Source organism: Kineosporia mesophila (genome assembly GCF_021129235.1).
GTDB classification, from domain to species: domain Bacteria; phylum Actinomycetota; class Actinomycetes; order Actinomycetales; family Kineosporiaceae; genus Kineosporia; species Kineosporia mesophila.
Map to the genome: position 1 here is coordinate 266,338 of NZ_JAJOMA010000006.1, position 13,663 is coordinate 280,000.

Annotated in this window: 10 protein-coding genes; 6 read left to right on the plus strand and 4 right to left on the minus strand. The window is 69.7% G+C overall.

Features of this window, described 5'->3' with window-relative positions; translation table 11 throughout:
* Positions 1–12: 12 nt before the first annotated feature.
* A complete protein-coding gene (locus LR393_RS11085) occupies positions 13–573 on the minus strand; it encodes a DUF5317 domain-containing protein (RefSeq protein ID WP_231483752.1) in 561 nt (186 codons plus the stop codon).
* 341 nt (positions 574–914) lie between these two features.
* The gene (locus LR393_RS11090; RefSeq protein ID WP_231483753.1) at positions 915–2,627 is read right to left on the minus strand and encodes an MDR family MFS transporter; all 1,713 of its coding nucleotides are present in this window, start codon (positions 2,625–2,627) and stop codon (positions 915–917) included.
* A 181-nt stretch (positions 2,628–2,808) separates the two neighbouring features.
* Between LR393_RS11090 and LR393_RS11095 the strand changes: the two genes are divergently transcribed.
* From LR393_RS11095 to LR393_RS11110, 4 genes are all read left to right on the plus strand, one after another.
* A complete protein-coding gene (locus LR393_RS11095) occupies positions 2,809–3,618 on the plus strand; it encodes a carbon-nitrogen family hydrolase (protein ID WP_231483754.1) in 810 nt (269 codons plus the stop codon).
* Positions 3,619–3,682: 64 nt separating this feature from the next.
* A complete protein-coding gene (locus LR393_RS11100; RefSeq protein ID WP_231483755.1) occupies positions 3,683–5,713 on the plus strand; it encodes a cytochrome c oxidase assembly protein in 2,031 nt (676 codons plus the stop codon).
* Positions 5,714–5,726: 13 nt separating this feature from the next.
* Entirely contained in the window at positions 5,727–7,760 is a 2,034-nt protein-coding gene (locus LR393_RS36305; protein ID WP_231483756.1) for a S9 family peptidase, read from the plus strand.
* 141 nt (positions 7,761–7,901) lie between these two features.
* On the plus strand, positions 7,902–8,690 hold the full coding sequence (locus tag LR393_RS11110; protein WP_231483757.1) for a hypothetical protein: 789 nt from the start codon (positions 7,902–7,904) through the stop codon (positions 8,688–8,690).
* Between the two features lie 43 nt (positions 8,691–8,733).
* Here the strand turns inward: LR393_RS11110 and LR393_RS11115 are convergent, their stop codons facing one another.
* On the minus strand, positions 8,734–10,587 hold the full coding sequence (locus LR393_RS11115; protein ID WP_231483758.1) for an acyl-CoA dehydrogenase: 1,854 nt from the start codon (positions 10,585–10,587) through the stop codon (positions 8,734–8,736).
* 186 nt (positions 10,588–10,773) lie between these two features.
* A complete protein-coding gene (locus LR393_RS11120; RefSeq protein WP_231483759.1) occupies positions 10,774–11,040 on the minus strand; it encodes a GlsB/YeaQ/YmgE family stress response membrane protein in 267 nt (88 codons plus the stop codon).
* A gap of 176 nt (positions 11,041–11,216) precedes the next feature.
* Here LR393_RS11120 and LR393_RS11125 point away from each other — a divergent pair, with 176 nt between their 5' ends.
* The gene (locus tag LR393_RS11125; protein WP_231483760.1) at positions 11,217–11,750 is read left to right on the plus strand and encodes a hypothetical protein; all 534 of its coding nucleotides are present in this window, start codon (positions 11,217–11,219) and stop codon (positions 11,748–11,750) included.
* Between the two features lie 139 nt (positions 11,751–11,889).
* Positions 11,890–13,620 carry an aldehyde dehydrogenase family protein gene (locus tag LR393_RS11130; RefSeq protein ID WP_231483761.1) on the plus strand — a complete coding sequence of 577 codons (1,731 nt, stop codon included), beginning with the start codon at positions 11,890–11,892 and terminating at the stop codon, positions 13,618–13,620.
* The last annotated feature ends 43 nt before the right edge of the window (positions 13,621–13,663 follow it).

Here is a 13,663-nt window from a genome sequence, read left to right on the forward strand (position 1 = left end):
GCGCGCCCCGGATCACGACGCCCGGATCGTCACCGGTCTCCAGCGTGTTCCACAGATACCGAAAGCGGCCACGGCCACACCGGCCAGGACGATCACGTCACCGACGCTGAACACGTTCGCCATCGGGACGTCCGCCGGGATCCCGAAAACGTCACCGAGGAACCACAGCACCGGTGACCGGACCGGTGCCGAATTGCTGAATCCGCTCTCGTCCGGCGTCAGGCCGGCCGTTCGCAGGGCCGGGGCCGACGCCGGCAGGGTGCCGCCGTTCAGCGCAATGGTGAGACCGTTGAGAAAAGCGCCCGTCGCGATGAATCCGGCGCCGGGCAGCCGGCGGTTGGCCCACAGCACGGTGGCCAGTACCAGGTAGCTGGACACGTGCAGCGCCCCCAGCAGGTTGCGGGCCACCCGTCCCGACAGGCCGATGGCCGCCACCTGCAACAGCAGTCCCAGCAGAAGCCGGTGCCGGTGGGCGACGCGAACCCGGGCCAGATTCGAGAACCGGCCGCCGAGCACTGCCGGGAGCAGCAGCGCAACGGCGGCCAGCACACTCAGGATCACCGGCCGTTCCACGACCGGAACGGTCGGTTCACCGAAATGCCCGGTGACCCGACCGGCCGGTCCACCCGTGCGTCCACGATTGGATCGCCCGGTTCACCGAAAGGTGCCACTACCACCACTTATGGCCGGCGCCGGCGATGGTGACGAGTAGGACGAGACTCGTGAGAGTGAGGGCTGCGCGGGCAGTCAGGTGAGCCTTCATGGGTCACGTCCGTTCGATCGGGGACTGTCGAAACCCGATCGTGAGGTGGCTACTTTTCGTGGCGCCATGCTTGCTTTCGGCTGTCACACCAGTGGCGCACGCGATCACCCGGACGGCAGCGACGTTGCCGGGCAAATCGGAGTGTGGGGGTCTACTCCGCAGCTGCGCGAGCCTGTAGGCCCGACTCCGTGCGGAGCTTCTCCTCCGGCAGGAACCAGCTGATCACGAACGCGATGACCATCACCCCGGCGCCGATGGCGAAGACCAGGTGCATGGACTGGGCGAAGCCCTCGAGGACCGGCCGGGCCAGGTCGTGATTCAAGTGGCTGAGGAACGACGAGTCGTCGATGTTGATGCCGCTGCTGTCGTGGTTCTTCACCAGGTTCACGATCGGCGCGTTGGCCGGGTCGCCGGCCACGGCCGGATCCTGCAGGGCCTTGCTGAACGCCGAGTCCGGATCGGTCGCGGCCGCCTGGATCTTGCCCATGATGTTGCTCGCGACCGTGCCGAACAGCACCGACAGGAACACGGCGGTGCCCAGAGTGCCGCCCATCTGCCGGAAGAAGGTGGCCGAGGAGGTGGCCACGCCCATGTCGCGCGGTGGCACCGAGTTCTGCATGGCCAGCACCAGGGTCTGCATGTTGAAGCCCAGGCCCAGGCCGAAGATCAGGGCGAAGCAGCCGACCACGACCAGCGAGGTGTCCACGTTCATCGTCGAGTACAGGAACATGCCGAGGGAGAAGAGCACCGAGCCGGCGATCGGGAAGACCTTGTAGCGGCCGGTCTTCGAGATGAACTGACCGGACACGATCGAGCCGGACATCATCCCGGCGGTCAGGGGCAGCATCAGCAGGCCCGATTCGGTCGGCGAGTGCCCCTTCACGATCTGCAGGTAGAGCGGCAGCGCGGCCAGGCCGCCGAACATCCCCACCCCGATGATGAAGTTCAGGGTCGAGCCGATGGTGAACGTGCGGTTGCCCAGCAGCCGGATCGGTAGCAGGGCGTCGTCCCCGATGCGCCGCTCGGCCGTCACGAACGCGAAGAACCCGACCACCCCGACCGCGATGCAGGCGATCGAACGGCCACTGGTCCAGCCCCAGGTGCGGCCCTGCTCGGCCACGACCAGCAGCGGCACCAGCATCAGGGTGAGGGCCACGGCCCCGGGCACGTCGATGCGGTGGTCCCGGCGGGTGTGCGGGATGTGCAGTACGCGGGCCACCACGGTGAGCGCGATGATGCCGATGGGCACGTTGATGAGGAAGACCCAGCGCCAGCCGCTGACCCAGAGGATCGTGTCGGCGCCCGCGAAGAATCCGCCGACCAGCGGGCCGAGCACGCTGGAGGAGCCGAACACGGCCAGGAAGTAGCCCTGGTACTTGGCCCGGTCGCGGGGCGAGACGATGTCGCCGACAATCGCCAGGGCCAGCGAGAACAGACCGCCCGCGCCCAGCCCCTGGAAGGCCCGGAACGCCGCCAGCTGATACATGTCCTGCGCCAGGCCACACATGGCCGAGCCGACCACGAAGAGTGAGATCGCGGTCAGGAAGAACGGACGACGTCCGTAGAGGTCGGACAGCTTTCCGTAGAGCGGGGTCGAGATCGTCGAGGTGATCAGGTACGCCGTGGTCACCCAGGCCTGCACGCTGAGCCCGTCGAGGTCGTCCGAGATGGTGCGGATCGACGTCGAGACAATGGTCAGGTCGAGCGCCGCCAGCAACATGCCCATCATCAGCCCGCTGATGATCACCAGGATCTGACGGTGAGTGAGCGCGGTCGCCGCCCCGGGTTCCGGCGTGGTGCCCGGATCGGCCATCATCTGGCCGGGCTCGGGCTGGCCGGGCTCCGGCGGGGTGGGGGTGGACATGCTGCTCCTCGGCGAAGGGCGCCGCGCCGGGCATCCGGTGCGGCGGAGTCAAGGGGTGCATCGGACGATGGGGCCCGTCGAGTAAGCCGACGGGTGCTGGCAATGTCGCGGTGATTGTGTCAGGCAACCAGAGGGCACATCGGGCGCAGGACTGACAGACCGGCGCCGTACGCTGGCGGTCATGCGCGTACACGTGCTCCAGCTGGCCTACGGGGACGACGAACCGGTCGCCGAGCGGGTGCGCCGCGCCGCCGCACTGGTCGCCGGGCAGTCCGGCGCCGATCTGGTGGTGCTGCCCGAGCTCTGGGCGCCGACCGGGTTCGGTTACCGGGGCTGGGCGCAGGCGGCCGAGTCGTTGCGCGGCCCCACGGTCACAGCGATCTGCGAGGCGGCGCAGCAGGTGGGCGCCTATGTCCACGCCGGTTCGATCATCGAGTCGGCCACTGAGGACGAGGATCAGGGCCCCCAGGGAAGGGGCCGTTGGAACACGTCGGTGCTGATCGGGCCGGACGGGTTGCCCATGGTCAGCTACCGCAAGGTGCACCGGTTCGGGTTCGCCGCGGGTGAGCCCGACCTGATCGAGGCGGGCACCGAGCTGGTGACGGCCGGGCTCTCGGTCGCCGACGGGCACGTCACCGCCGGCCTGGCCACCTGTTACGACCTCCGCTTCCCCGAGCTGTTCCGTGGTCTGACCGATCAGGGGGCCGAGCTGTTCATCGTTCCCGCCGCCTGGCCCGCGGCCCGGGTCGAGCACTGGCGCCTGCTGGGACGGGCCCGCGCGGTGGAGAACCAGGCCGTCGTGATTCAGTGCAATACGGCCGGTACCCATGCCGGCACCAGAATGGGCGGGCACAGCCAGGTGGTCGCGGCCACCGGCGAGGTGCTGGCCGAGGCCGGCGACGACGAGACCGTACTGGTGGCAGACATCGACCTGGCCGCGGCGGCCGAGTACCGGGAGAGCTTCCCGGTACTCGCCGACCGGCGACTGTGATGCCGGCGCAACAGTTCTGACGCGACTTCAGTTCTGACGAGACTTCGAAACGGATGACCACCAGGTGAGCAGCACGACGACGATCCGCCCTCTCGCCCCTGCCGACCTGGGCCGGATGGCGGCTGTCGGCACTGTCCTGGTCGCCCTGGCCCTCGGCGTCGGGGCGGCCGCAGCGGCCGGGTCCGGGGCCGTGGCGCCGAGCATCCTGCAAGACGCCGGGCCGCTGGTGCGCTGGGGCCTGATCCTGGCCCGGGTGCTCGCCGACATCGCCGGTTCGATCACGGTCGGCGTGCTGCTGCTGACGGCCTTCGCGCTGCCGGTGGGCAAGCAGGGCCAGGCGCACCGCCCGGCCTTCCTGATCGCCGCGGCCGCGTCCACGATCTGGGCCCTGGCCGCGATCGCCCTACTCGTGTTCAACCTCGCCGACGTGCTCGGTTCACCGGTCGACAGCCCGGGGTTCGGTAGCCAGCTGGTCGCCTATACCCGCGACATCGACCTGGGCCGGGGCCTGGGCCTGACCGCCGCCGGGGCCGCGGTGGTGGGCCTGCTCGCGGCCGGCGCGGTGAAGACCACCTCGGCCGCCTGGCTCGCCGCCGGTTCGCTGGCCTGCCTGGTGCCGACCGCTCTGAACGGGCACGCCAGCAGCAGCTCCGACCACCAGACCGCCGTCACCAGCCTGGGCCTGCACCTGATCGGGGCCTCGGTGTGGGTCGGCGGCCTGGCCGCGCTGCTGCTGCTCGCCCCCACGATCAAGGGCACGGTGCTGGCCGCCACGGCGCAGCGCTACTCCACCTTCGCGCTCTGGGCGTTCATCGCCGTCGGGGTCTCCGGACTGATCAACTCCTGGCTGCGGATCGGCAGTCTCGGCAACCTGGGCAACAGCTACGGGCTGCTACTGCTCGGCAAGACCGTGGCCCTGGTGCTGCTGGGCCTGTTCGGCTACCGACACCGGGTGGCCACCCTGCCCGATCTGGAGGCCGGTCGCCGCGGGGCGTTCACCCGGCTCGCCGTGGTGGAGCTCGGGGTGATGGCGATGGCGTTCGGCCTGGCCTCGGCCCTGTCGCGCACGCCCCCGCCGAACGAGGGCGAGCGCACCACCGACCTGGCCCAGGCCGTCACGGGTTACCCGATGCCGCCCGCCCCGAACCTGACCCGCTGGCTCACCAGCTGGCAGCCCGACCTGATGTGGGTCGTCATCGCCGCGGTCGCCCTCTACGCCTACGCGACCGGTGTGATCCGGCTGCACCGCCGGGGCGACTCCTGGCCGGTGGGCCGCACCGTCGCCCTCGTGGGCGGCCTCGTCTTCCTGATCTACACCACCTGCGGCGGGCCCGCCGTCTACGGCCGGGTCACGTTCAGCGGCCACATGGTCATGCACATGATGCTGACGATGATCGTGCCGCCGCTGCTGGTGCTGGCTGCCCCGGTCACGCTGGCGCTGCGCACCCTGCCGGTGCGCAAGGACGGCAGCCGCGGTCCCCGGGAGTGGCTGCTGATCGTCACCGAATCGCGCTACCTGCGCGTGCTCTCGTTCCCGCCGGTGGCGGCCACGCTGTTCGCCGGCAGCCTGGTGGCCTTCTATTACACCGATCTGTTCGAGCTGGCCCTGACCACGCACACCGGTCACGAGCTGATGGACGTGCACTTCCTGTTCAGCGGCTACCTGTTCGCCTGGACGATGATTGGCGTCGACCCCGGCCCGAAGCGCATGGGCTTCCCGTTCCGGCTGATCGTGCTGCTGGCCACCATGGCCTTCCACGCGTTCTTCTTCCTCGCCGTGATGAGCGGCGAGACCGTGCTGCAGCCTGACTTCTTCGGCAACCTCGGCCGCACCTGGGGCCCGGGTCTGCTGGAGAACCAGCAGGCCGGCGGCGGTATCGGCTGGGGCATCGGCGAGTTTCCGACCCTGCTCATCGCGATCGCCCTGATGGTGCAGTGGTCCCGGTCCAGCGACCGCGAGGCGCGGCGTTACGACCGGCAGGCCGACCGCGACGGTGACGCCGAGCTGGAGGCCTACAACCAGATGCTCTCGAAGCTCTCCGGAAAGAAGAACCCAACTCCGACGAACGAGCCGGAGAAGCCTGCCGCTTCGTGATAGGACGAATCGGGTGACCTCCACCGAGCTCGGCTTCGGCGACCTGGACCACTTCCTCGAGCAGCCCCGGATCTCCGGGCTGGCGCTCTCCCCCGACGGAACCCGGCTGGTCACTGCCGTTTCCGTGCTCGGGCCGAAACGCACGAACTACGTCAGTTCGCTGTGGGAGGTGCCGGCCGACCCCTCCGGCCCGGCTCCGCATCGGCTCACCTGGGGTGCGGGCGGCGAGAGCGGCCCGGCGTTCCGGCCGGACGGCTCGCTGTTGTTCCTGACCTCCCGGCCCGATCCGGACGAGGAGGCCGGCGACGAGCAGCCGGCCGCGCTCTGGCTGCTGCCGGCCAATGCCGGTGAGGCCCGGCCCTTCGTCACCCGGCCCGGTGGGGTGAGCGGCGTCGTGGTTGCTGCCGACTCCGGCACCGTGGTGCTGTCGTCGCCGACCTTCGACTCGTCCACCGACGAGGACGAGCGCCGTCACAAGGCCCGCAAGGAGCTGAAGGTCGGCGCCACGCTGCACGACGCGGCGCCCTTCCGCTTCTGGGACGAGTTCTGGGGTCCGGCCTCCGACCGGCTCTACCGGGTGCCCGACGATGCCTCAAGCGAGGGCGATGGCGAGGCCGAGCCGAAAGACCTCACCGGTCACACCGGCCCGGCCCTGCGCCTCGGCCCGGACCACGCGATCACTCCCGACGGCTCCACGGTCATCGCGACCTGGCAGACGGTCGGGGCCGGGGGCGTGCTGCGGCCGATCCTGGTCGCGATCGACGTGGCCACCGGCGAGCGCCGTACCCTGCTCGACGAACCGGGCCTGGAGTTCTCCGGCCCGGTGATCTCGGCCGACGGCAGCAAGATCGCCGTGGTCGCGGAGCGGACCTCCACCCCGGAAGAGCCCAGTGATCTGCGGCTCGTGGTGCTGCACCGGGCCACCGGCGAGACCCACGAGGCCGCCCCGGGGTGGGACCGCTGGCCGGCCGGCCCGGCGGTATGGACGCCGGACGGTGAGGCGCTGCTGGTCGCGGCCGACGAGCACGGCCACGCCCCGGTGTTCCGGATCGACCTGGACGGCCGTACCGTTCGCCGGCTGACCGGCGACGGCGCCTTCAGCAACCTGGTGATCGCGCGGGACGGGTCCGCGCTCTACGCCCTGCGCTCGGCCGTCGACTCACCACCCACCCCGGTGCGCATCGACCCGGTGACCGGCGAGACCACCCAGTTGCCTCGTCCGGTGCTCCAGCCCGACCTGCCCGGCACCCTCACCGAGATCGAAACCACCGCCGAGGACGGCACCCTGCTGCGGGGCTGGCTCGTTCTCCCCGACGGCGCCGGCCCGGAAAGCCCCGCCCCGCTACTGCTCTGGGTGCACGGCGGCCCGATGACCTCGTGGAACTCCTGGCACTGGCGCTGGAACCCGTGGCTGGCCGCCGCCCGGGGATACGCCGTGCTGCTGCCCGACCCGGCGCTCTCCACCGGCTACGGGCGCGAGTTCCTGCAGCGGGGCTGGTCGGGCTGGGGGCAGGCGCCCTACACGGACGTGCTCGCGCTCACCGATGCGGCGGTGGCCCGCGCCGACATCGACGCCGACCGCACCGCGGCGATGGGCGCCTCGTTCGGTGGGTACATGGTCAACTGGATCGCCGGGCACACCGACCGGTTCCGGGGCATCGTGGCGCACGCCGGCATCTGGAACCTGGAGACCTTCCACCTCACCACCGACGCCGGTTTCCACTGGAACCAGGTGATGGCCCCGAAGATCCGCGCGGAGAACTCGCCCCACCACCACGTCGAGGCGATCACCACCCCGGTCCTGATCGTGCACGGCGAGAAGGACTACCGCACACCCGTCAACGAGGGCCTGTCGATGTTCGCTCGGCTCAGCGAGCTGAACGTCACCGACGAGGGCACGATGAAGCACCGGCTGCTGGCGTTCCCCGACGAGAACCACTGGGTGCTCAAGCCGCAGAACGCCCGGATCTGGTACGAGACGGTCTTCGCGTTCCTCGCCCACACCGTCCTCGACGAGCCGTGGCAGGCACCGGAGCTGCTGCGGTAGAAGATGGGGGGCACCCGGTCACTGGCGCGGGAAACTTCTCGTTGCCCATGCAACGTTATGCCTTCGGCCCGCGTCTTGCCCCGCGGGAGGACGCCGACGGGATGCCGGCGAACGGGACTCCAGGAGTGAGGGAAAGGCGTGATGACGGAGCAGGGAGCAGACGACGAGCTCGCAGCACGACTCGACGTCGCTCTACATGAACGGCTGGACGGCACGACCGTCAATGTCGCCGCCCTCGCGGCCGGCAGCAGACGTCGTGCCCGCCTGGTCCGTACCCAGCGGACGGCGGCCCTGGCCGGGGTGCTTGCCGTGGTGGTCGCGGTCCCGGTCGGCTGGCAGCTGGCCACGGCCCAGCGGCCCACGGCGGTGCAGGGAGCAGCGCTGATGCCCCAGCAGGAACACGCCGAGGTGGTTCCCGACTCGGTCGGTTTCACCGGGTCCGACCTTCCGTCCGGCGCCCAGCTCTCCGGGGCCGCGGCCGGTGCCAGTTCCGGGTCGGTCGATCCCGAGCTGGTGGCGGGGCTGAACTGTGCCGGTCCCTCGGGAGCGGCAGCCACCGCGCCCGGGGCCACCGACAACGCCCAGCAGCGGGAGTGGCGATGGACCGCCGGCAACACCGACGTCTCGCTCACCGTCACCCGGTGGGCCAGCGTCGACGCCGCGGCCGACGCGCTCACCACGCTGGCCAACGACACCGGCAACTGCACCTGGAACAACCCGGTCGAGGTGCTGAACCACGAGGTCCCCGGTTCCCAGCAGACCTGGGCGGCCGCTGCCACCGCCGACGGCCAGTCGGTGGTGCGCACGGTGGTGCGGGTCGACGAGCTGGTCGCGGGGATCCAGGTGACCGGTGACGACCTGGAAGACACGACCGAGCTGGCCGGGTCCCTCGCCGCCGCCGAGGCCGGAAAGCTCCAGAAGGTCAGGTGATGCGGACGGGCCTGACCAGATGGCTGGTCAGGCCCGCTCCGGCTCAGAACGCGGACTCGTCGAGCTCCATCAGTGAGTTGTCGGTGGCTTCGAGGATCCGCCGCTCGACCTCCAGGCGCGGTAGCACCTGAGCGGCGAAGAACGACGCCGCGGCGATCTTGCCCTGGTAGAAGCTCCGGTCGGCGGTGCTGACCGGGCCCTCCAGAGCCGTCGTGGCGATGTCGGCCTGGCGCAGCAGTAGCCAGCCGACCAGCAGGTCTCCCGCGGAGAGCAACAGCCGCGTGGTGTTCAGCCCGACCTTGTAGATGTTCCTGACGTCGGTGCCGGGCACCCGGGTGTCGGCCGACTGCGTCTCCTTCACCAGGTGCGCGACCATGCCCAGCAGGTGCTCGCAGGCCTGGCCCAGCACCTCGCGCTGCACCGCGAGCCGCCCGTCGCCGCTGTCGGCCTTGGCGAATTCGGTGATCTGCTCGGCAATCTCGCCCAGCGCCCGGCCCTTGTCCCGCACGATCTTGCGGAAGAAGAAGTCGGTTCCCTGGATCGCCGTGGTGCCCTCGTACAACGTGTCGATCTTGGCGTCGCGCACGTACTGCTCGAGCGGGTAGTCCTGCAGGAACCCGGAACCACCGAAGGTCTGCAGGCTTTCGGAACCCAGCAGGAGCCACGCTCGCTCCGAGCCGGCACCCTTCACGATCGGCAGTAGGAAATCGTTGATGCGCTCGGCCTTCTCGTCGCGCTCGCCCCGGCGCTCGGCGATCCGGATCGAGTCCTGCTGCACCGCGGTGAGCTGTACCAGAGCCCGGAGCCCCTCGGCGTAGGCCTTCTGCGTCATCAGTGATCGGCGCACGTCGGGGTGATGGGTGATCGTGACCCGCGGCGCGGCCTTATCGGCCATCTGCGTCAGGTCGGCACCCTGCACCCGCTCCTTGGCGTAGCCCAGGGCGTTCAGGTATCCGGACGACAGGGTGGCGATCGCCTTGGTGCCGACCATCATCCGCGCGCCCTCGATGATCTTGAACATCTGCGCGATGCCGTCGTGCACCTCGCCGAGCAGGGTGCCGACGGCCGGGATGTCGTCGACCTCGCCGAACCGCAGCTCGCAGGTGGTCGAGACCTTCAGGCCCATCTTGTGCTCGACGTTCGTGACGAAGGCGCCGTTGCGCTCGCCCAGTTCACCGGTCTCGGGGTCGAAGTGGAACTTCGGCACGATGAAGAGTGACAGGCCCTTGGTGCCGGGTCCGGCTCCCTCGGGCCGGGCCAGCACGAAATGCACGATGTTCTCGGACAAGTCGCTGTCGCCCGAGGTGATGAACCGCTTGACCCCGCTGATCCGCCACTGCCCGTCCTCACCCTGGACGGCCTTGGTGCGGCCGGCGCCCACGTCCGAGCCGGCGTCCGGCTCGGTCAGCACCATGGTGGCGCCCCACCGCTTGTCCACGACCATGGCGGCCAGGCGCTGCTGCTCGGGGGTGCCCAGGCGGTAGAGCACGTTGGCGAAGTCGAAACCCGTGGCGTACATGTGGATCGCCGGGTTGGCGCCGAGCAGGAACTCCAGCATCGACCAGCGCAGAGAGCTGGGCGCGGTGACACCGCCGATCTCTTCCGGCACGCCCATCTGCCAGAAGCCGGACTCGACGTAGGCCTGGTAGGCCCGGACGAACGGCTCGGGCAGCGTGGCCGAGTGCGTGTCCGGGTGGAAGACGGGCGGAGTGCGATCACTCTCGATCGCGGACGGGGCCAGGTCTTCGGTGGCGAGGCGTGCCATCTCACGCAGCATCTCGCGGGCGGTCTCACCGTCGATGTCCTCGAAGGGCGCGGCACCCAGAACCTGGTCCCGGCCGAAGACCTCGAAGAGATTGAACTCCACATCACGCAGGTTGTGGCGGTAGTGACTCATCGCTGTTCCCCTCGGCGCTGATGGAACCAACTAAGTTACTGCTTAGTAATATAATTTTAGTGCACGGAGTCACATCCGGCCAGGGATCCTGCAGCAAAACGGCCGGAAGGCCGACCGCCCCGAGGGGCGGTCGGCCTTCCGATGATGCGGTGCCTGGTGCTAGCTCAGTTCAGAGCCGGCTCAGTGTCAGCGAATGCCGCGGTTGGACCGCAGACCCGAGACCAGGGCGACACCGATCGCAGCCAGTACGACCTGAACCAGGAACTCGATCCAGTCGAAGCCCTTGGTGTCGCTCAGCGAACCGACGACGGCGGTTCCGATGAGCGCAGCGACAATACCGACGACGATGGTCAGCCAGATCGGGATGTTCTGCTTGCCAGGGACGACAAGACGCCCCAGGGCACCGATGACCAAGCCGATGATAATTGCCCAGATGATGCCCGTGATGGTCATTGTGGTCACTCCTCATAGACATCCGGGCCGCTCCTCGGCCCGGTGCTGTCTCTAGATTGATCCACTTCCGTCAGAGCGCAATTCGAGAGCAATTTCGCTGGTCCGAAACCTTGACGACGCGTCGGCCCGAGGTGTCCGAATCCGGTTCGCGCGAGCGGGCCGGGCATACTTCGGGAATGGACGAAGGCGGGCATAGCGGGCAGGTGTTCGATCTCGGCCCCCGGCTGGCCTGGGCCTACCTCACCATCGGGGTCGCGCTGATCGCCACGATGGAGGCCATCGGGCTGGCCGTGCTGGTCTTCGCCCTGCTGCCCGCCACCCCCGCTGCCGTCGTGACAGCGGCCCTGCTCGCCCCGTCCGCACTGATCCTCGTGGCGATGGCCAGTGCGCTGAACGGCCGGATCATCGTGGATCCCGGCTCCCTGACGCTGTGCTTCGGCCTGATCGGGGGTGCCGCCGTGCCGCGAGCCCTGATCGTCCGGGCCGAGCGCTTCGATCCGGCCACTGACCTCAGCCCGATCGGCCTCGGTATCGACGTGCCGTTCGGCTCAGGGCGCGCCACCGTCACCCGGGGCGGCCCGGCGCACTTCGTGCGGGTGACGCTGCGCGGCCCGGCCCGGGTCCGGCTCGCCATGTGGCGGTACGCGATCGCCAACGAGCTGGTCCTGAGCACATCGCGACCCGACGAACTGGTCAGCTCACTGGTCTGACGGCCGGTGACCACCTCGTCCGGCATTCGTGCCCGACTACCAACAGACCACCACCTGATAGCGCAGAGTGGTGCAATACACCGGATTTGCCGTCGTCAGGGCATCGCCGCCGGGCGCAGTGCGGGGTCATGATGGATCGGTGACTACCGAGGCACCTCCGCACCGGAGGTTCAGCGCCGTCGATTCCGCTCTGACCGACCTCGGCCGGGGCGTCGAGATCTGGGGTCGCACGTCACTGCCCGCCAGAAAGCTGCTCCTGGCCCGGGTGCACGCCCTGACCGCGCTCTACGCCCACGACTGGGTGCAGGCGGCGAGCGAGTTCAAGGAGCTCGAGCCCGATACCCCACCGACCGGCGAGGAATGGCTGACCGGGCCGTACGCCCTGCTCAACGGCCTGGCCGCGCTCATTGACACGTTCCGTACCCTGCAGCGCGGCGGTAGTCCGGTGGACGGGCACACGTTCGGCACCGCCCCCGGCGGGCGCACCACGGTCAGGGTGCTGCCGCACGACCCGGTCGATCGCGTCATCCTCAACGGCTACACGGCCGACGTCTGGATGCCGCCCGGAGTCACCGCCGAGACCGTGAAGGCGCTCGCCGGCCGGGCGCAGCGCGAGACCGGGCGCACGGCGGGCATCGGCGCGGTGCTGGGCGCGGGCAACGTCACCTCGATCCCGGTGCTGGACGCCCTGCACGAGCTGTTCAGCGCGAACCGGGTGGTGCTGGTGAAGCTGAACCCGGTCACCGATCGACTGCTGGGAGTGTTCCAGGCGATCTTCCGGCCGCTCACCGAGCACGGCGTGATGCGCATCGTCACCGGTGGTGCCGAGGTCGGGGGTTACCTGGTGCATCATCCTGAAGTCGCACACGTGCACATCACCGGCAGCGCGCAGACCCACGACGCGATTGTCTTCGGCCCGGGGCCGCAGGGCGCCGAACGCAAGCAGGCCGGCACGCCGCTGCTCACCAAGCCGATCAGCAGCGAACTCGGTGGCGTAGCGCCGGCGATCGTGCTGCCGGGGCGCTGGTCCAAGGCCGATCTGCGGTTCCAGGCCGAGAATCTGATCTCGCAGCGGCTGCACAACAACGGCTACAACTGCGTCGCCACCCAGGTGGTGGTGATCAGCTCGGACTGGTCACAGAAGCACCAGTTCCTCGACGAGCTACGCGGCGCCCTGGCCCGGGCGCCGCGGCGGCCGGCCTACTACCCCGGCAGCGACGAGCGGCTGAAGGCCTTGCAGGCCGCTCTTCCCCGGGCCGAGAAGCTTCCCGGTGGACGCGTGCTGGCCGGTCCGATCGACGGTTCGGTCTCCTCCTCCGAGCGCGATTACCTTTTCAATACCGAGGTTTTCGGTCCGGGTCTAGGGGTCATGACGCTGTCCGGCCTGGGGGCGGACTATCTGGCCGCCGCGGTCACCCTGGCGAACGACTCGATCAGCGGGAGCCTCGGCGCTCACCTGATCGCGCATCCCGCCACGCTGCGATCACTCGGGTCGGAGTTCGAGAACCAGATCGCCAGAATGGGTTACGGCTGTATCGGGGTCAACGTCTGGATCGGGCTGGGGTTCGCCCTGCCCGGCGTTCCCTGGGGCGCCTACCCGGGCAACCGCCCCAGTGACGTCGGCAGCGGAATCGGCACGGTGCATAATGCGCTGCTCCTGGACGGTCCGGAGCGCACGGTCATCCGCGGCCCGTTCCGCCCGGCCCCGCGGTCGCTGCTCGCCGGTGAGCTGTCCCTCGCCCCGCCCCGGCCGCCGTGGTTCGTCACCCACCGCACCGCGCACCGGACCGGCGCGGCGCTCACGGCGTTCGCCGCGAAGCCCTCGTGGAACCGGCTTCCCCGGATCCTGGCCGCCGCCCTGCGCGGCTGAGGCTCACTTCACACCGAGGTTCTGTCCTGATCCCGGGGGCTCG